The organism is Klebsiella terrigena, from assembly GCF_006539725.1.
GTDB classification, from domain to species: Bacteria; Pseudomonadota; Gammaproteobacteria; order Enterobacterales; family Enterobacteriaceae; genus Klebsiella; species Klebsiella terrigena.
On record NZ_BJNO01000003.1, the window covers coordinates 164,538 to 183,792 of the forward strand.

Below are 19,255 nucleotides of genomic sequence, written 5' to 3' on the forward strand. Positions count from 1 at the left end.
GTCTGGCTGCTTACGCTCAGGCCATCAGGGCGTGAACCGCCAGGTTAATCGCGCCGCCGCCGACAATCAGCCAGACGAACAGTATTAATGCCATCAGCAGCGGTTTGGCGCCGGCTTTTTTCAGCGCGCTAACGTGCGTGGTCAACCCCAGCGCGGCCATCGCCATCGCCAGCAGCACGGTATCGAGCGTCACCAGCGCGTCGACAGCCGCTTTTGGCAGCAGGTGGAAGGAGTTAAATACCGCCACCAGGATGAACATAATGGCAAACCACGGGATGGTGATTTTGCTTTTCTCACCGCTGCCGGCCGGGGCCAGCTGCTTAACGCGGGCGGCGAGGAACAGCAGGAACGGTGCCAGCATCATGACGCGCAGCATTTTGGCAATCACCGCCGCGTTCTCAGCGTCCGGGCTCACCGCATGGCCTGCGGCAACCACCTGCGCCACCTCATGCATGGTCGAGCCCATATAGATGCCGTAGGCTTCCGGCGTAAACCAGTGCGCCAGCAGCGGATACATCGCCGGATAGAGGAAGATAGCCAGGGTGCCGAAAATCACCACCGTGGCCACGGCGACGGTCACCTTGCTGGCCTCGGCTTTCACTACCGGTTCCGTTGCCAGAATCGCCGCCGCGCCGCAGATGCTGCTGCCGGCGCCAATCAGCCAGCTGGTGTGCTTATCCAGGCCGAAGATTTTCTGCCCGAGGATGCAGGCAATAAAAAAGGTGCTGGTCAGCGTCAGAACGTCAATGGCAATGCCGCTCACCCCAACGTCGGCAATCTGCGCGAACGTCAGGCGAAAGCCGTATAAAATAATACCGAGACGCAGCAGATGCTGTTTGGCAAAGATCACGCCGCCGTCGCAGGGTTGCCATATCTTGGGGTAGAGCGTATTGCCGACGACCATGCCGAACAGGATGGCCAGCGTCAGGGCGCTGAAGCCGGCACCGGCGATAGCGGGAAAGCTGCCTGCCCAGAGCGCTGCGCCGGTCACCACGGCGGTAAGCGCCAGTCCGGGGACAAAATGCCACAGTGTGCGATGTTTTGTCGGTAAAGTGAGTGCTGTCATAACCTTCTCCTTTGTCTGCGTAAAGATTACGACGCGCTGGTTTAAATATAAAATTGATTATATATTTATAATCAATCGTAATAAGTGGTAAACAAGCCTCTTCGCGGCTCGGGACGGCGCTACGCGCCGATGGCCGGGACGGCGAAGAGTGATGTCGGATAGACGAGCAAGGAAGGGTTATGCATATCACGCTACGGCAGCTGGAAGTTTTTGCTGAAGTTCTCAAGAGCGGTTCAACCACCCAGGCGTCGCAAATGCTGGCGCTTTCGCAGTCAGCGGTCAGCGCGGCGTTGACCGATCTGGAAGGGCAGCTGGGCGTGCAGCTTTTCGATCGCGTCGGCAAGCGGCTGGTGGTCAACGAGCACGGCAGGCTGCTCTACCCGCGCGCGCTGGCGCTGCTGGAACGTGCGGTTGAAATCGAGCAGCTGTTTCGCGGCGACAACGGCGCGATCCGCGTTTATGCCAGCAGCACTATCGGCAACTATATATTGCCGGAAATCATTGCCCGCTACCGCCGCGATTTTCCCGACCTGCCGCTGGAGCTGAGCGTCGGCAACAGCCAGGACGTGATTAACGCCGTGGCCGATCTGCGGGTGGATATCGGGCTGATTGAGGGGCCGTGCCACGCGGCGGATATCATCGCCGAACCCTGGCTGGCGGACGAGCTGGTGGTATTTGCCGCTCCCGGATCGCCGCTGCTGGAGGGCGAAGTGACGCTGCAGCGGCTGGCGGAGGCGCCGTGGATCCTGCGCGAGCACGGCTCGGGCACCCGGGAAATCGTCGACTATTTACTGCTATCGCATCTGCCGGCGTTTCATCTCGGGATGGAGCTTGGCAACTCTGAGGCTATCAAGCATGCGGTACGTCATGGCCTCGGGATCAGCTGCCTTTCGCGGCGGGTTATCGCCGAACAGCTGGAGGTGGGATCGCTGGTTGAGCTGAGCGTGCCGCTGCCGCCGTTAACCCGCACCCTGTGGCGGATCCATCATCGCCAGAAGCATATTTCCAAAGCGTTACTGCGCTTTCTGCGCTACTGCGAGGTGTGAAAACGCGGGATCCAGCTAGCTAGCCTGAAGAGAGGCGGGTGATTATTGCTGGCAATTCCGCGATTTAGTGCTTTACTAATAATCCATGTTCGATCATGAACCTCTCTTATAACTTTGTATTTGTACCGGATGGATCGCCGATCGTCTGCTACAATCTCGCCTCGTTTTTTTGATGGATAGCATTTTCACATGGTTTCGGATACTAAAACCACAGAAGCGCCCGGCCTACGCCGTGAACTGAAGGCGCGTCACTTGACCATGATCGCTATTGGCGGTTCCATCGGTACAGGTCTTTTCGTTGCATCCGGTGCAACTATTTCCCAGGCAGGCCCCGGCGGCGCGCTGCTTTCTTATATTCTGATCGGTCTGATGGTCTATTTCCTGATGACCAGCCTTGGCGAGCTGGCGGCGTACATGCCGGTGTCCGGCTCCTTTGCCACCTACGGTCAGAACTATGTTGAAGAGGGCTTCGGCTTCGCGCTGGGCTGGAACTACTGGTATAACTGGGCGGTGACCATCGCCGTTGACCTCGTTGCCTCGCAGCTGGTCATGACCTACTGGTTCCCTGACGCCCCGGGCTGGATCTGGAGCGCGCTGTTCCTCGGCATTATGTTCCTGCTGAACTGGATCTCGGTCAAAGGCTTCGGTGAAGCAGAGTACTGGTTTTCGCTGATCAAGGTCGCCACCGTCATTATCTTTATTATTGTTGGCGTGATGATGATCGTCGGCATCTTTGAAGGCGCACAGCCGGCGGGCTGGAGCAACTGGGGTATCGACGATGCGCCGTTTGCCGGCGGTTTTGCGGCGATGATTGGCGTGGCGATGATCGTCGGCTTCTCGTTCCAGGGCACCGAGCTTATCGGCATCGCTGCGGGTGAATCAGAAAACCCGGAGAAGAACATTCCGCGCGCCGTGCGCCAGGTGTTCTGGCGTATTCTGCTGTTCTACGTGTTCGCGATTTTAATCATCAGCCTGATTATCCCTTATACCGATCCGAGCCTGCTGCGTAACGACGTGAAGGATATTTCCGTCAGTCCGTTTACCCTGGTGTTCCAGCATGCGGGTCTGCTGTCTGCGGCGGCGATCATGAACGCGGTGATCCTGACGGCGGTGCTGTCGGCGGGCAACTCCGGCATGTACGCCTCCACGCGTATGCTCTACACCCTGGCCTGCGATGGCAAAGCGCCGCGTATCTTCTCTAAGCTGTCGCGCGGCGGCGTGCCGCGTAACGCGCTTTATGCCACTACGGTCGTGGCGGCGCTGTGCTTCCTGAGCTCAATGTTTGGCAACCAGACCGTTTACCTGTGGCTGCTGAATACCTCGGGGATGACCGGCTTTATCGCCTGGCTGGGCATCGCCATCAGCCACTATCGTTTCCGCCGCGGCTACGTGCTGCAGGGCAACGATATCAACGATCTGCCGTATCGTTCCGGGTTCTTCCCGCTTGGGCCGATCTTCGCCTTTGTCCTGTGCCTGATTATCACCCTCGGCCAGAACTACGAAGCGTTCCTGAAAGACACCATTGACTGGGGCGGCGTGGCGGCAACCTATATCGGTATTCCGCTGTTCCTGGTTATCTGGTTTGGCTATAAGCTTGCCAAAGGCACCCGTTTTGTCCGCTATAGCGAAATGAAGTTCCCGCAGCGTTTCAAAGGTGAATAGCCGCCGAATCGCAGTAGATAAAGCCCTCTTTTAGAGGGCTTTTTTACGTCTGAAGCCCTTACAAATTGTCACAATTCTTCATAATTGTATTGATAATCAATATCATTATCTTTATCATCCTTGCCAAATTCAGGATGAAGCCAATCCCCATATCTTGCAGGTCTCAGCATCTGACAAGGGGTGACCAGCCACGTCTGCTGTAAAAATACGCGCGTACCGCCAATGAGCGGTGCGCCGACAGTACGTGTGAGCAGCACCTTTTGTTTGATTTGTTAGTGACCTCATGGAGATATGAAATGTTCAGGCTAAACCCTTTTGTCCGGGCGGGATTGTGCGCATCCGTCGTCTCGCTGGCGCTTCCGGCTGCGGCCGAGGTCAATGAAGAAACGCTGGTTGTCACCGCCGCGGCAACTGAACAGAGCGTAAAGGATGCTCCTGCCAGTATTAGCGTTATCACTCAGCAGGACTTACAGCGCCGTCCGGTGCAAAACCTGAAGGATGTTCTGCGCGACGTGCCGGGCGTGCAGCTCACCAACGAAGGGGATAACCGCAAGGGCGTCAGCATCCGCGGTCTCGATAGCAGCTATACGCTCATTCTCGTGGATGGCAAACGCGTCAACTCACGCAACGCCGTTTTCCGCCACAACGACTTCGATCTTAACTGGATCCCGGTAGACGCCATCGAGCGTATCGAAGTGGTGCGCGGGCCGATGTCATCCCTTTACGGTTCCGACGCCCTTGGCGGCGTGGTCAACATTATCACTAAAAAAGTGGGCCAAAAATGGACCGGCTCCCTGAGTGCGGATACCACTATTCAGGAGCATCGTGACCGTGGCGATACCTATAACGGACAGTTCTTTACCAGCGGGCCGCTGATAGATGGCGTGCTGGGCATGAAAGCCTACGGCAGCCTGGCAAAACGCGCGAAGGACGATCAGCAGGCGTCCAGCAACGCCGCGGGCGAAACGCCGCGCATTGAAGGATTCACTAGCCGCGATGGCAACGTTGAGTTTGCCTGGACACCGACCGATAGCCAGGACATTACCGCCGGCTACGGGTTTGACCGCCAGGACAGGGATTCAGACTCCCTCGATCGCAACCGCCTTGAGCGCCAGAACTACTCGCTTAGCCACAACGGCCGCTGGGACTTGGGTAACAGCGAGCTGAAGTTCTACGGCGAAAAAGTGGATAACAAAAATCCGGGTCAGGCCGGGACGATCACCTCCGAAAGCAACTCTGTGGACGGCAAATACGTCCTGCCGCTGGGAATGATCAATCAGCTGGTAACCGTCGGTGGCGAATGGCGACACGATAAGCTGAAAGACCCGGTCAATTTGAGCAGCGGAGGCAAATCTACCTCCGCCAGCCAGTATGCGCTGTTTGTTGAAGATGAATGGCGTATTTTCGAACCGCTGGCGCTGACCACCGGTATTCGTATGGATGACCACGAAACCTACGGCGATCACTGGAGCCCGCGCGCCTATCTCGTCTATAACGCGACCGATACGGTGACGGTGAAAGGGGGCTGGGCGACGGCCTTCAAAGCGCCGTCTCTGCTGCAGCTGAACCCTGACTGGACCACCAACTCCTGCCGCGGCTCGTGCAGCATTATCGGTAACCCTGACCTTAAGCCGGAAACCAGCGAAAGCTTCGAGATCGGACTTTACTATCGGGGTGAAGAGGGATTACTGGATGGTGTGGAAGGGAGCGTGACCACCTTCCAGAACAACGTGGACGATATGATTGATATCCTGCGTACCTCCAGCGCCAGCGAGGCGCCGGGCTACCCTAACTTTGTGGGCTGGAAAACCGTTAACGGCAAACGCGTGCCGGTATTCCGCTACTTTAACGTCAACAAGGCCCGCATCAAGGGTGTCGAAACCGAAGTGAAGGTGCCGTTTGGCGACGAGTGGAAGCTGACGGTGAACTATACCTATAACGACGGCCGCGACCTCAGCAACGGCGGCGATAAGCCGCTGCAAACGCTGCCGTTCCATACGGCCAACGGCACGCTGGACTGGAAACCGCTGGACGACTGGTCCTTCTACGTTTCGGCGAACTACACCGGCGAGCAGCGCGCGGTCAGCGCCACGGCTAAAACGCCGGGCGGTTACACCATGTTTGATATCGGCGCCGCGTGGCAGGTTACCCAGAACGTTAAGCTGCGTTCAGGCGTGCTGAACGTCGGGGATAAAGATCTGAGCCGCGATGATTACAGCTATACCGAAGAGGGCCGCCGCTACTTTATGGCCGTCGACTACCGCTTCTAAGCGCATTCAGGTTAGCTGATAAATAAAAGAGGGCTGGCAGGTTTACCTGTCAGCCCTCTAAGCGTTAGCAGCTAAAATGCGCGTTATCAGCGCGTCAGCAGATATTGCGCGTGAAAACGCAGATGGTCTTCGATAAAGGAAGCAATAAAGTAGTAGCTATGATCGTAGCCGGGCTGAATTCTCAGGGTCAGCGGCCACGCCTTTTGACGCGCAACTTCGGCCAGCACCGCCGGCTGCAGCTGCTCGGCGAGGAATGAGTCGCTGTCGCCCTGATCGATAAGCGTGGGGATCGCGTCGCTGGCCTGGCTGGCCTGCATCAATGCGCAACTGTCCCACGCCTGCCAGCTTGCTTCGTCGGCGCCCAAATAGGCGCTAAACGCTTTTTGCCCCCACGGCACCCGGGCAGGGTTGACGATCGGTGCAAAGGCCGACACGCTGGCGAAACGGCCAGGGTTCTTCAGTGCTATAATAAGCGCACCGTGACCGCCCATTGAGTGGCCGCTGATTGCGCAGCGATCGCTGACGTTAAACTGCGCGCCAATCAGCTGCGGCAGCTCGTCGCGAAGATAATCGTACATGCGAAAATGCGCGGACCACGGCGCTTCGGTGGCGTTGAGATAAAACCCCGCGCCTTTGCCCAGATCGTAGGCGCTATCGTCGGCGACGCTCTCGCCGCGCGGGCTGGTATCCGGCATGACCAGGACCAGGCCTAGCTCGGCCGCGATGCGCTGAGCGCCGGCTTTGGTGGTAAAGTTCTCATCGTTGCAGGTCAGGCCGGAGAGCCAGTACACAACCGGCGGCGGTGCGGTATCGCGCTGCGGGGGTAAGAAGATGCTGAACGTCATTGAACAGTTCAGCGTGGTGGAGTCATGCCGCCAGCGTTGCTGCCGACCTTCATAACAGCGATGCTCTTCAAGCAATTCCATGCCGGGCTCCTCTGAAAAGGGGATACGCGAGTCTGCAGACCCTACTTTACGGATATAAGTGGTAACGGCCGCTGAGTGATTCTGCGTATGTGGACGTAATTTTTCATCATACAGATATTTCATACACTCGTGAGCAACTTTCACTTTCTCCTTTCGGGAACATATTGCATCATTAATGCAACTTTTAGCCAACATGCTCCGGCGGCTGTGCTATTGAGAATGACGCGAAGTCGTTCTTTTATTCGGGAAGTGGCAACTGGCGGGCGTTAGACGATTGACAGGCGCGACGTGGAAGAGGTGAGACCGGAAGCGCACTATCAATAGGTAACGCAAATTTCAATAATTATCGATTCGGCTACTAGATTATGTGCGCTACCTCACGCACAATGCATGCAAACTTTGCCCTCAGAAGAGCAAAGAGCGCCACACCTGCAGGAGAACATAAATGTCATCACTGAGCAAAGAAGCCATACTCGTTCATGAAGCGCTGGTCGCTCGTGGGCTGGAGACGCCGTTGCGTCCGCCAGTACAAGAAATAGATAATGAAACTCGCAAGCGTCTGATTGCCGGACACATGACTGAGATTATGCAGCTGCTGAATCTTGATCTTAGTGATGACAGTCTGATGGAAACCCCGCATCGCATCGCTAAAATGTATGTCGATGAGATCTTTTCCGGACTGGACTACGCCAGGTTCCCCAAAATCACCGTCATCGAGAACAAGATGCAGGTTGATGAAATGGTTACCGTGCGCGATATCACCCTGACCAGCACCTGCGAACACCACTTCGTGACGATTGATGGTAAAGCGACGGTTGCCTATATTCCGAAAGATTCGGTCATTGGCCTGTCGAAAATCAACCGCATCGTGCAGTTCTTCTCCCAGCGCCCGCAGGTGCAGGAGCGCCTGACGCAGCAGATTTTAACCGCGCTGCAGACCCTGCTGGGCACCAGCAACGTGGCGGTATCGATTGATGCGGTGCACTACTGCGTGAAGGCGCGCGGTATTCGCGATGCAACCAGCGCCACCACAACCACCTCGTTGGGCGGTCTGTTTAAATCCAGCCAGAATACCCGCCAGGAGTTCCTGCGCGCCGTACGTCACCACAGCTAAAATCGGAGCAGGGTACATGGAAAGAAACGTCACGCTGGACTTCGTTCGTGGCGTCGCCATCCTGGGTATTCTGCTGCTGAATATTAACGCCTTCGGCCTGCCGAAGGCGGCCTATCTCAACCCGGCGTGGTCCGGGAGCCTCTCCGTTAGCGACGCCTGGACCTGGGCGATTCTCGACCTGCTGGCGCAGGTGAAATTCTTGACCCTCTTTGCTCTGCTGTTTGGCGCCGGGCTTCAGATGCTGCTGCCTCGCGGCAAGCGCTGGATCCAGTCGCGTCTGACGCTGCTGGCGCTGCTGGGGTTTATCCACGGACTCTTTTTCTGGGATGGCGATATCCTGCTGGCCTATGCGCTGGTGGGGCTGGTGGCCTGGAGAATGATTCGCGACGCGCATCACCTCAAATCCCTGTTTAATACCGGCGTGATGCTGTACGTCATCGGCGTTGCGGTGCTGGTGCTGCTTGGCGTCATTTCCGGTAATGCGCCGAATCGCTCCTGGGTACCCGACGCGGCAAATTTACAGTATGAGCAGTACTGGAAGCTGAACGGCGGCTTCGAAGCGATAAGCAACCGCGCGGATATGCTGTCGGATAACCTGCTGGCGCTCGGCGCGCAGTACGGCTGGCAGCTGGCGGGAATGATGCTGATGGGCGCCGCCCTGATGCGCAGCGGCTGGCTAAAAGGGCAGTTCAGCCTCAGCCACTACCGGCGCACCGGCGTCCTGCTGGTCATCGCCGGAATGGCGGTGAACATCCCGGCGATTTTCGCCCAGTGGTATCTCGACTGGGATCCCCGCTGGTGCGCGTTCCTGCTGCAGGCGCCGCGCGAGCTCGGCGCGCCGCTGCAAACCATTGGCTACGCTTCCCTGGCGTGGGGCTTCTGGCCCTGGCTGTGTAAGCTGCGGCTGGTGACCGCCATTGCCTGCGTCGGGCGCATGGCGCTGACCAACTACCTGTTACAAACCCTCATCTGCACCACGCTCTTTTACCACCTTGGCCTGTTTATGAAGTTCGACCGCCTGCAGCTGCTGGCCTTCGTCGTTCCGGTTTGGGCGGTCAACCTCATCTTCTCACTCTTCTGGCTGCGTCATTTCCGCCAGGGCCCGGTTGAATGGCTGTGGCGTCAGCTCACCCTGCGGGCCTCAGGGACATCATTAAAGAACACATCCAGATAACGATCTCGATCACAATCGTTAACAAAATGAATGTAAGCGTTTTCAGGCGTGTGACCTCACTCACGTAGCGCGCCGCGCGTCGCTGCCAGAATAGCCACCTTGCTGAACACAGGAGGTGGGTGTGACGTATTGCAATTCTCTACAGGTCGGTGAGCATGATCACCATTCGTGATGTCGCCCGTCAGGCGGGTGTTTCCGTCGCGACGGTCTCGCGCGTGCTGAATAATAGCGCGCTGGTGAGCCCGGATACGCGCGAAAGCGTAATGAAAGCGGTAACGCAACTGGGCTACCGGCCCAACGCCAACGCGCAGGCGCTGGCGACGCAGGTCAGCGATACCATCGGCGTGGTGGTGATGGACGTGTCGGATGCCTTTTTCGGTGCGCTGGTGAAGGCGGTGGATACCGTGGCTCAGCAGCATCAGAAATACGTGCTGATCGGCAACAGCTACCACGAGGCGGAAAAAGAGCGTAACGCCATCGAAGTGCTGATCCGCCAGCGCTGTTTGGCGCTGATCGTGCACTCCAAGGCGCTGAGCGACGAGGAGCTCGGCGATTTCATGCAGCATATTCCGGGGATGGTGCTGATCAACCGCATTGTGCCCGGCTACGCGCACCGCTGCGTCGGTCTGGATAACGTCAGCGGGGCGCTGATGGCGACGCGGATGCTGCTCAACCACGGCCACCAGCGGATCGGCTATCTCTCCTCAAATCACGGCATTGAGGATGACGCTCTGCGCCAGGAAGGGTGGTTCAGGGCGTTACAGGAACAAAGCATTATTGCCCCCGACAGCTGGGTAGGCTCCGGCTCGCCGGATATGCAGGGCGGCGAGGCGGCAATGGTCGAGCTGCTGGGGCGTAATTTAGGCCTCACCGCCGTTTTCGCCTACAACGACAGCATGGCGGCCGGTGCGCTGACCACGCTGAAAGATAACGGCATTGTCGTGCCGCAGCATCTGTCGCTGATTGGCTTTGATGATATCCCTATTTCTCGTTACACCGACCCACAGCTGACGACGGTGCGCTATCCTATTATGTCGATGGCAAAACTGGCCACCGAGCTGGCGCTGCTGGGGGCTGCGGGGAAACTCGACCATGACGCTCGCCACTGCTTTATGCCGACTCTGGTACGTCGCCATTCGGTGACCCAGCGGCAAATTGTGGGGCCGATCACTAACTGAAAAGGGCAGTGATGTAACCGCTTTCAATCTGTGAGTAAATTCACAGTATATTAACATTCAACTGATTATGATGGCCGCGTTTACCAGTCCTGACCATTTTGTCACGGTGATTAATCACTTTTGCAACGGGAACAAGGCGCTAAACTGCGAGTAAAGCCGTACCTTTGGAGCGTTACCCTACACGGAAGACAGAATTTACAGTCGTGAACCTTGTTGTGCGGTAACGTTAATGTAACAACTTCCCGCCAGCCGTTTTCACACAATGACCCTGCATAAAAAAAACCGGAGATTCCATGAATAAGAAGGTGTTAACCCTGTCTGCAGTTATGGCGAGTATGTTATTTGGCGCCGCGGCACACGCAGCTGATACCCGCATCGGCGTAACCATTTATAAATATGACGACAACTTTATGTCGGTGGTGCGTAAGGCCATTGAGAAAGACGGCAAAACAGCGCCGGACGTTCAGCTGCTGATGAATGACTCGCAAAACGACCAGTCCAAACAGAACGATCAGATTGATGTCCTGCTGGCAAAAGGCGTCAAGGCGCTGGCAATTAACCTGGTGGATCCGGCTGCTGCAGGCACCGTTATCGATAAAGCGCGCGGACAGAACGTCCCGGTCGTGTTCTTTAACAAAGAGCCTTCCCGCAAAGCGCTGGACAGCTATGACAAGGCGTTTTACGTCGGTACCGACTCTAAAGAGTCCGGTATTATCCAGGGCGACCTGATTGCTAAACACTGGAAAGCCAACGCCGGCTGGGATCTGAACAAAGACGGTCAGATTCAGTATGTGCTGCTGAAAGGCGAGCCGGGCCATCCGGATGCTGAAGCGCGTACCACCTACGTCATTAAAGAGCTGAATGATAAAGGTCTGAAAACTCAGCAGCTGCAGATGGATACCGCGATGTGGGATACCGCTCAGGCGAAAGATAAGATGGACGCCTGGCTCTCCGGCCCTAACGCTAACAAAATTGAAGTGGTTATCGCCAACAACGATGCGATGGCAATGGGTGCGGTAGAAGCGCTGAAAGCGCATAACAAGAGCAGCATTCCGGTCTTCGGCGTCGATGCCTTACCAGAAGCGCTGGCGCTGGTTAAATCCGGTGCGATGGCCGGTACCGTGCTGAACGATGCTAATAACCAGGCAAAAGCCACGTTCGATCTGGCGAGAAACCTGGCAGCCGGTAAAGAACCTGCTGCAGGCACCAGCTGGAAGATTGAAAATAAAATCGTTCGCGTTCCTTACGTTGGCGTAGATAAAGACAATCTGAGCCAGTTTATTGGCAAATAATATTTAGTACTCGGTTTCGAGCTGCGGGTGAATACCATTTCGCAGCTCGATATTCATCGAGTAGATGTACGGGCGTATCAGCGATAAATAAAATCACTCGGGAAGCGTTGAGATCAACGTCGCCGGTAAAATGGCAGCCTGAAGGATCGCGAGCCGCTACGCCCGATTATTCCTGATACAGAACCAGACCCTTATTTTGGCGCTAATTCGTCAGCTGAGGGTGTGCATGAACGCAGCCAGGTATAACTATGGTCAGTAATAATAGCGAACGGTCGGGCGAATTTTTGTTGGAAATGAGCAACATCAACAAATCATTTCCTGGCGTCAAGGCACTCGATAATGTCAACCTGAAGGTCCGTCCTCACTCTATTCATGCATTAATGGGCGAGAACGGGGCGGGGAAATCGACATTATTAAAATGCCTTTTTGGGATCTATCAAAAGGATTCCGGCAGCATTCTTTTTCAGGGAAAAGAGATCGACTTCCATTCGGCTAAAGAAGCCCTGGAAAACGGCATCTCAATGGTTCACCAGGAATTAAACTTAGTATTACAACGTTCGGTAATGGACAACATGTGGCTGGGGCGTTATCCCACCAAGGGCATGTTTGTCGATCAGGACAAAATGTATCGCGATACCAAAGCGATATTTGATGAACTGGATATTGATATTGACCCGCGCGCGCGCGTGGGGACGCTATCGGTATCGCAAATGCAGATGATTGAAATTGCGAAGGCATTTTCCTATGACGCCAAAATCGTCATTATGGACGAGCCGACGTCGTCGCTGACCGAAAAAGAGGTCAACCATCTGTTTAAGATCATCCGTAAGCTGAAAGAACGCGGCTGCGGCATCGTCTATATCTCCCACAAAATGGAAGAGATTTTCCAGCTGTGCGATGAGATAACCATCCTGCGCGACGGTCAGTGGATTGCCACCCAGCCGCTGGAAGGACTGGACATGGATAAGATCATCGCCATGATGGTCGGCCGTTCTCTGAACCAGCGTTTCCCAAACCGTGAAAATACGCCGGGCGAGGTGATTCTTGAGGTGCGCAACCTGACGTCTCTGCGTCAGCCGTCAATCCGCGACGTCTCCTTCGACCTGCACAAGGGCGAAATCCTCGGCGTGGCCGGGCTGGTGGGGGCCAAGCGTACCGATATCGTTGAGACGCTATTTGGCATTCGCGAAAAGGCCAGCGGGACGATCAAGCTCCACGGTAAGAAAATTAATAACCATAGCGCCAACGAAGCCATTAACCACGGCTTTGCGCTGGTGACCGAAGAGCGCCGCTCTACCGGGATTTACGCTTATCTGGATATCGGCTTTAACTCCCTGATCTCCAATATTAAGAAATATAAGAACAGGATCGGATTGCTGGATAACTCACGCATGAAAAGCGATACCCAGTGGGTTATTGACTCCATGCGCGTGAAGACCCCAGGACAGCATACGCAAATTGGTTCGCTGTCCGGCGGTAACCAGCAGAAGGTTATTATCGGCCGCTGGCTGTTAACCCAGCCGGAGATTTTGATGCTTGATGAACCGACGCGCGGGATTGACGTCGGGGCTAAGTTTGAAATCTATCAGCTGATTGCCGAGCTGGCCAAAAGAGAGAAAGGGATCATTATTATTTCCTCCGAGATGCCGGAGCTGCTGGGTATTACTGACCGTATTCTGGTAATGAGCAACGGTCTCGTTGCCGGAATTGTTGAGACAAAAACCACTACGCAAAACGAAATTTTACGTCTTGCGTCGTTGCATCTTTAAGATCAGGGGCTTGCGATGAGCGCATTAAATAAAAAGAGTTTTCTCACCTACCTGAAGGATGGTGGGATTTACGTTGTTCTTTTGGTCCTGCTGGCCATTATTATTTTCCAGGATCCCACCTTCTTAAGTTTACTCAACTTAAGTAACATTCTGACCCAGTCCTCGGTGCGTATTATTATCGCGCTGGGCGTCGCGGGGCTCATCGTGACTCAGGGCACCGACCTGTCAGCCGGACGTCAGGTTGGCCTGGCGGCGGTTATCGCCGCAACGATGCTGCAGGCGGTGGATAACGCCAACAAGGTCTTCCCGGATATGGCAACCATGCCAATTCCGCTGGTGATCCTGCTGGTGTGTGCGATTGGTGCGGTGATTGGCCTGATTAACGGTATTATCATCGCCTACCTGAACGTGACGCCGTTTATCACCACCCTGGGCACCATGATCATCGTTTATGGGATCAACTCCCTGTACTACGATTTTGTTGGCGCCTCGCCGGTTTCCGGATTCGACAGCCACTTCTCGCATTTCGCTCAAGGGTTTATTGCGCTGGGGACGTTCCGCCTGTCGTATATCACCTTCTACGCGCTGATTGCCGTCTTCTTCGTCTGGATCCTGTGGAACAAAACCCGCTTCGGTAAAAACATCTTTGCTATCGGCGGCAACCCGGAAGCGGCGAAGGTTTCAGGGGTTAACGTGGCCCTTAACCTGCTGATGATTTATGCCCTGTCCGGCGTGTTTTACGCCTTCGGCGGGCTGCTGGAGGCCGGGCGAATTGGCTCCGCTACCAACAACCTCGGCTTTATGTACGAGCTGGATGCGATTGCGGCCTGCGTGGTCGGCGGCGTCTCCTTCAGCGGCGGCGTGGGTACCGTGTTCGGCGTGGTTACCGGCGTTATCATCTTTACGGTGATTAACTACGGGCTGACCTATATCGGCGTGAACCCGTACTGGCAGTATATTATCAAGGGCGCCATTATTATCTTCGCCGTTGCGCTGGATTCGCTGAAATACGCGCGTAAAAAATAACGTTCGATGTTTATCAGGCCCGCGCAGTGCGCGGGCTTTTTTTGTTTGTGCCGCACGGGTTTATTGTTAAACCGCTTCAGGGTTTAAGGATTAAAGTCCAAAAATAGACAAATAAGCCCCCGCGCAGCAATTCTCTTTCCACGATATCTGGAGGAAGATAGTGCGGAATGGGTCTTTCTGGTAAAGATAATAATTTCTGCATAATTAATGGATAGTTTATTCAGGATAATTTAAGCACATGAGTAAGTCATTGAGTGATTGATGAAATATAGTGAACAAATTGTAAAAGAATGGGTTGAGTTTTCGCTGCTGATTTCCGAGCCGGTCTCCGCTAAGCTGCGGCATATTGCTGATGATAAGGCGGCCGATCTGGCGGATAAATTTTATGACATTATGCTGGCGGATCCGCACGCGGAAAAATTCCTCTGTTCGGAAATGGTTCATACGCGGCTGCGGCATTCGATGCGTAAATGGATTATTCATGCTCTGACCCTGAAAGGCGAAGGGCTGCTGGAGTTTGCCGGGCAGCAATATCATATCGGTAATATTCATTCGCGGGTTGGCATTCCGGCGAGTCTGGTACTCAAAGGCATGCGCATCATTACTCAGTCGATGCTTAACTATATTCAGTCATTAGCGCTCGACAGTAAATTAAGTATTCTGATGCAGCAGTACGTTTCGGTATCGATACAAATTGCCAGCGAGCTGATGACCTACGCTTATGAAAAATATCAGCTAAATGAAGCGAAGAACGAAGAGTCCTACCGCCTGCACAATCTTATTGCCAACCTTGAGCTGGAAAAAGGCAAGCAGCAGGCCGCGCTGTTTAACTGGGAAAATGCGCTGATCTATGCGCTGGTCTCGCGTACCGCCAATATTCACTCCTATCTGCTAAGCGATTCAGAGTTTGGCCTGTGGTTCCGCCACAAATGCAGTCAGCACTTCGGCAGGCAGCCGGAAATCGAACAAATTAATCTGCTGATTGAAGCCATTGACGACATGTTAAACAAAGGGGCGGATACCGGCGGCAACGAGCTGGACTCTATTCAGTCCCTGCTGAGCGATATTCGCTCAAAGACCATGATCATCAATAACCTGTTCACCTCGCTGTTTGAAGAGGCCAATCGCCTGGAAAGCGGTAAAGACGTGCTGACCAACCTGCTAAACCGGCGCTTTATGTCAACGGTGCTCAAGCACGAGGTGAAGCTGGCGATGGAGAGCGGCAAAAATCTGGCGGTGGCGATGCTGGACGTCGACCACTTCAAGCAGATCAACGATACCTGGGGCCACTCGACCGGGGATGAGGTATTACGCCATATCGCGGCGATCCTGACGGAGAGCACGCGCGCCAGCGACTACGTGTTCCGCTATGGCGGCGAGGAGTTCATGATTGTTTATCTGGAGTTTACCCGCCACCAGACGCTGAGCTTTGTCGACGCTATCCGTCACAAAATTGCCAGCTCGCCTTACGTGACCGCGGAGGGGCAAAAGGTTGCGCTCAGCGCCTCGTTCGGGGTCAGCCACTATCGCGGCCATCCTGATTATCAAAAAATGGTCGATGAGGCCGATAAGGCGCTGTATGACGCCAAAAACGGCGGCCGTAACCGGGTGGTTGAATTTAGCGATTAAACGGCGGATTTAGCGCTGCGCGACCCCGGTCGGTCGCGCGCTATTTACTCTGCAGCTCCAGCAGCTGCTCAGGCGTCACCGCCGGATAGGACTGCACCCCCTGCGGAACTTCCTGCTGTGCCGGAATAGGGATCAGCGGGCCGAGAAAACGCGGCTCGCGTTTGAACACGTAGAGGTCCGCGAGGGCGCCAAAGCGCGCGCCGAACTCGCGCAGCCGCACGTTCCACATATCTTTTGGCGACGGGACCGCATAGCACTGCGCCTGAATGCCCATATGCAGGGCGATAAACAGCGCGCGCTCGCAGTGGAAGCGCTGGGTGATGATAATAAAATCATTGGTGTCGAACACCTTGCGGGTCCGCACGATAGAGTCGAGGGTGCGGAAGCCGGCATAGTCCAGCACGATATCCGCCGGATCGACACCTGCTTTAATCAGGTCCCGGCGCATTGTCATCGGCTCATTATAGCTCTGCAGCGCGTTATCACCGCTGAGCAGCAGGTAGTTCACCTTGCCGCTGTTGTAGGCGTTGAGCGCACCCTGGATACGGTAACGGTAGTATTGATTGATGACCCCGGTGCGGTAGTACTTGGCGGTGCCGAGTACCACCCCAACCTGGCGGTAGGGCAGATCCTGCAGTTCATCGTAGATATAGGGCGCGGTTTTCCAGCTCATCCAGCGGTCAAGACCCAGCACGGTCAACAGCAGCAGGCCGAACAGGACTAACAGGCTGTATAACGCACGCTTTAACATTAACCTGGGCTCAACGGTAGACAATGGAGTGTTCAGGCTACTTTACCCGCCGGGCAAGAGCAAGAAACCATCGTTTGATTGCGGGGATTTTCAACAAAACGGGCCAGAGGCCCGTTTTATGGGGGATTTAACCGAGCAGCACGCGGTCAATACTGTGACAGCCGAGGGCTTTCAACGTGGCGGCGGTGGCATCCCACTGGATCAGCGCCGCATCGGCTTTTTCGGCGAGAATGGCCCGCTGGATATCGGCATAATCATAGCCGTTCAGGCTGAGCAGGTTGAGGGCGCCCTGCAGCGGCGGCAGCGTCGGGTTAAAGGCGGCGTTTTCGGCATAGCTGCCGGAGAAGATCGTGCCGTCCTTCAGCTCCAGCGCGACGCCTGACGGCGACTGGCTGTAGGGCATGTGGCAGCGATTTGCCGCCCGGATCGCCGCCTGCGCCAGCGCGTCGCCGCTCAGCGGGAAGCCGTGATCCTGCTCGTCCATCAGCAGCGTTTTGATCTCCAGATCCTTCGGACCAAACGCATCCGGCAGATAGTGCTGCAGCGAATGCGCCTCGCGGCCCGGCAGGTGGATGCGCAGCACCTGGCTACTGTTGAGCTCGTTCATAAACTGGCGGCAGTGGCCGCAGGGCGTGTAGTTAACGGTGATTGCCAGCAGGGATTTTTCGCCGCGCAGCCACGCATGGCTGATGGCGCTCTGCTCCGCATGGACGGTTTGCTGCATGGTCGCACCGAGGAATTCCATGTTGCCGCCGAAATACCAGCGCCCGCTGACGCCGCGCGCGATAGCGCCAACGTTAAAATGCGAGAGGTCGGCGCGCGCGCAGGCTGCGGCCAGCGGCAGCAGGGCAAAGGCCAGCGCGTCTTCGTCGAGGCCGGTTGCGCTTTGCAGCGCGGCGACCTGGTCTGCATCGAGCATGGCCGGGAAATGCGGGTCGGTCAGCATCGGGGCGATTGCCGTCTGCAGGTCTGCCGTCAGTTGAGGGAGAGCAGCTTGAAAACGTGGGTGCATGGCGTTGCCTCATAACAATGTAATGGAAATCTAGTGTACGGGCGGTGATGGCCTGTATATGTGATTAATATCTCATTGTTTGTGCAACTCCATTATGTTGCATTAATAAATGTGACTTAAATCACAAATTATCCCACCACGGCTAAAATCACCGGGAACAAAAACGGCGCAACCAGGGAGGTAATAATCCCGCACAGCACCAGCGCCAGGGAGCTGAAGGCCCCCTCCTGGTAATCCAGCTCCGCACAGCGCGCGGTGCCCAGCGCGTGCGAGGCGGTACCCATCGACAGGCCGCGTGAGGCCTTGGTGCGGATGCGCATCAGGTTGAGCAGCGTATGGCCGAAAACCGCGCCGAGGATGCCGACGAAGATAACGCATACCGCGCTGATTGCCGGAATACCGCCAATGCTGCCGCTGACCGCCATCGCAATCGGCGTGGTGACCGATTTCGGCATGATCGACGCGGCGATTTGCGGCGTCGCGCCCATTAACAGCGCCACGGTGGTCCCGGTGACCATCGCCACCACGCTGCCGATAAAGCAGATGGTAATAATCGATTTCCAGCGGGCGCGAATCTGGTGGAGCTGCTCGTATAAAGGAAAGGCCAGCGCCACCACCGCAGGCTGCAGCAGATCGTTGAGGATCTTACTGCCCTGAAAATAGCGATCGTAGGAGATACCGGTCAGCAGCAGAAAAGGGATGATGACCACCATCGCCACCAGCAGCGGGTTGAGCAGCGGAAATTTAAAGCGCGCTGCCAGCCTGCGGGCGAGGAAAAACACGATCAGCGTCAGCGGCAGTGACCACCAGATTTCATGCATCATTTTTGCTTCCTTTTTGGCCGACCACTTTGCGTTCGCCGTGCACCAGATGAGAGCTCCAGCTGACAACCAGAAAAACGACCAGCGTGCTGATGGTGCAGGAGACGGCGACCGGGCCGAGCTGAGCGCGGAGCAAATCCCAGTACTGCATTACGCCCACGCCGATGGGCACGAACAGCAGCGCCATATAGCGAATCAGCACGTTACAGCCGGGATTAACCCACTTCGGCGGCATAATCTGCAGCGCCAGCAGGACGAACAAAATCAGCATCCCGATAATGCTGCCTGGGATGGTGATGGGCAGCAGGGAGGCGATAAAAATCCCGGCGTACAGGCAGGCGTAAATCAGCACAAAAGCCCGCAGATACTGCCAGATAATAATCAGTGATTGACTCATGGTAATAACCCTTGATGAACCGCATTCATCATACAATTAAACCCAAAAATGTGCTACCGATCACATCATGAATAATACGCATAGCGGGGATAGAGAAATGGAACCCCGCGCGGGCAGCGCCA

At 55.7% G+C, this 19,255-nt stretch carries 17 protein-coding genes; 10 read left to right on the forward strand and 7 right to left on the reverse strand.

Features of this window, described 5'->3' with window-relative positions; translation table 11 throughout:
* Positions 1 to 16: 16 nt before the first annotated feature.
* Entirely contained in the window at positions 17 to 1,066 is a 1,050-nt protein-coding gene (locus RTE01_RS05705) for a YeiH family protein (protein ID WP_041146486.1), read from the reverse strand.
* A gap of 179 nt (positions 1,067 to 1,245) precedes the next feature.
* Between RTE01_RS05705 and yieE the strand changes: the two genes are divergently transcribed.
* Entirely contained in the window at positions 1,246 to 2,112 is an 867-nt protein-coding gene (gene yieE, locus RTE01_RS05710; protein WP_115192224.1) for a DNA-binding transcriptional regulator YeiE, read from the forward strand.
* Between the two features lie 189 nt (positions 2,113 to 2,301).
* Entirely contained in the window at positions 2,302 to 3,774 is a 1,473-nt protein-coding gene (locus RTE01_RS05715) for an amino acid permease (protein ID WP_115192225.1), read from the forward strand.
* A gap of 68 nt (positions 3,775 to 3,842) precedes the next feature.
* On the opposite strand, the gene RTE01_RS26135 is transcribed toward RTE01_RS05715, so the two are convergent.
* Positions 3,843 to 4,031 carry a hypothetical protein gene (locus RTE01_RS26135; protein ID WP_155397529.1) on the reverse strand — a complete coding sequence of 63 codons (189 nt, stop codon included), beginning with the start codon at positions 4,029 to 4,031 and terminating at the stop codon, positions 3,843 to 3,845.
* Positions 4,032 to 4,070: 39 nt separating this feature from the next.
* Between RTE01_RS26135 and cirA the strand changes: the two genes are divergently transcribed.
* The gene (gene cirA, locus RTE01_RS05720) at positions 4,071 to 6,044 is read left to right on the forward strand and encodes a catecholate siderophore receptor CirA (RefSeq protein WP_041146483.1); all 1,974 of its coding nucleotides are present in this window, start codon (positions 4,071 to 4,073) and stop codon (positions 6,042 to 6,044) included.
* Between the two features lie 86 nt (positions 6,045 to 6,130).
* On the opposite strand, the gene fghA is transcribed toward cirA, so the two are convergent.
* Complete coding sequence (fghA, locus tag RTE01_RS05725) at positions 6,131 to 6,970, reverse strand: S-formylglutathione hydrolase (protein ID WP_134527090.1); 840 nt, start codon at positions 6,968 to 6,970, stop codon at positions 6,131 to 6,133.
* Between the two features lie 445 nt (positions 6,971 to 7,415).
* On the opposite strand from fghA, the gene folE reads away from it, so the two are divergent.
* The 7 genes from folE (at position 7,416) to RTE01_RS05760 (ending at position 16,152) form a co-directional block, all read left to right on the forward strand.
* Positions 7,416 to 8,084 carry a GTP cyclohydrolase I FolE gene (gene folE / locus RTE01_RS05730; protein WP_041146481.1) on the forward strand — a complete coding sequence of 223 codons (669 nt, stop codon included), beginning with the start codon at positions 7,416 to 7,418 and terminating at the stop codon, positions 8,082 to 8,084.
* A gap of 16 nt (positions 8,085 to 8,100) precedes the next feature.
* Positions 8,101 to 9,258 carry a DUF418 domain-containing protein YeiB gene (gene yeiB, locus RTE01_RS05735; protein ID WP_041146480.1) on the forward strand — a complete coding sequence of 386 codons (1,158 nt, stop codon included), beginning with the start codon at positions 8,101 to 8,103 and terminating at the stop codon, positions 9,256 to 9,258.
* Between the two features lie 155 nt (positions 9,259 to 9,413).
* Entirely contained in the window at positions 9,414 to 10,436 is a 1,023-nt protein-coding gene (gene galS / locus RTE01_RS05740) for an HTH-type transcriptional regulator GalS (protein WP_134527087.1), read from the forward strand.
* Positions 10,437 to 10,729: 293 nt separating this feature from the next.
* Positions 10,730 to 11,728, forward strand: coding sequence for a galactose/glucose ABC transporter substrate-binding protein MglB (gene mglB / locus RTE01_RS05745; RefSeq protein WP_041146479.1), 999 nt, complete (start codon positions 10,730 to 10,732; stop codon positions 11,726 to 11,728).
* Positions 11,729 to 11,976: 248 nt separating this feature from the next.
* The gene (gene mglA, locus RTE01_RS05750; RefSeq protein WP_041146478.1) at positions 11,977 to 13,497 is read left to right on the forward strand and encodes a galactose/methyl galactoside ABC transporter ATP-binding protein MglA; all 1,521 of its coding nucleotides are present in this window, start codon (positions 11,977 to 11,979) and stop codon (positions 13,495 to 13,497) included.
* Positions 13,498 to 13,512: 15 nt separating this feature from the next.
* Entirely contained in the window at positions 13,513 to 14,523 is a 1,011-nt protein-coding gene (mglC, locus tag RTE01_RS05755; RefSeq protein ID WP_041146477.1) for a galactose/methyl galactoside ABC transporter permease MglC, read from the forward strand.
* A 261-nt stretch (positions 14,524 to 14,784) separates the two neighbouring features.
* Positions 14,785 to 16,152, forward strand: coding sequence for a GGDEF domain-containing protein (locus RTE01_RS05760; RefSeq protein ID WP_134527084.1), 1,368 nt, complete (start codon positions 14,785 to 14,787; stop codon positions 16,150 to 16,152).
* A 40-nt stretch (positions 16,153 to 16,192) separates the two neighbouring features.
* On the opposite strand, the gene sanA is transcribed toward RTE01_RS05760, so the two are convergent.
* From sanA to RTE01_RS05780, 4 genes are all read right to left on the reverse strand, one after another.
* Positions 16,193 to 16,903: an outer membrane permeability protein SanA gene (gene sanA / locus RTE01_RS05765; RefSeq protein WP_041146475.1), complete on the reverse strand. Its 711-nt coding sequence runs from the start codon at positions 16,901 to 16,903 to the stop codon at positions 16,193 to 16,195.
* Positions 16,904 to 17,030: 127 nt separating this feature from the next.
* Positions 17,031 to 17,915, reverse strand: a complete 885-nt coding sequence (cdd, locus tag RTE01_RS05770; RefSeq protein ID WP_041146474.1) for a cytidine deaminase — start codon at positions 17,913 to 17,915, stop codon at positions 17,031 to 17,033.
* Positions 17,916 to 18,043: 128 nt separating this feature from the next.
* On the reverse strand, positions 18,044 to 18,739 hold the full coding sequence (locus tag RTE01_RS05775; protein ID WP_045855868.1) for a CidB/LrgB family autolysis modulator: 696 nt from the start codon (positions 18,737 to 18,739) through the stop codon (positions 18,044 to 18,046).
* Positions 18,729 to 19,133 (reverse strand): CidA/LrgA family protein, encoded by a 405-nt coding sequence (locus tag RTE01_RS05780; RefSeq protein WP_041146472.1) that lies wholly within the window; start codon positions 19,131 to 19,133, stop codon positions 18,729 to 18,731. Before RTE01_RS05780 ends, RTE01_RS05775 begins: the two co-directional genes overlap by 11 nt.
* Positions 19,134 to 19,255: the final 122 nt, after the last annotated feature.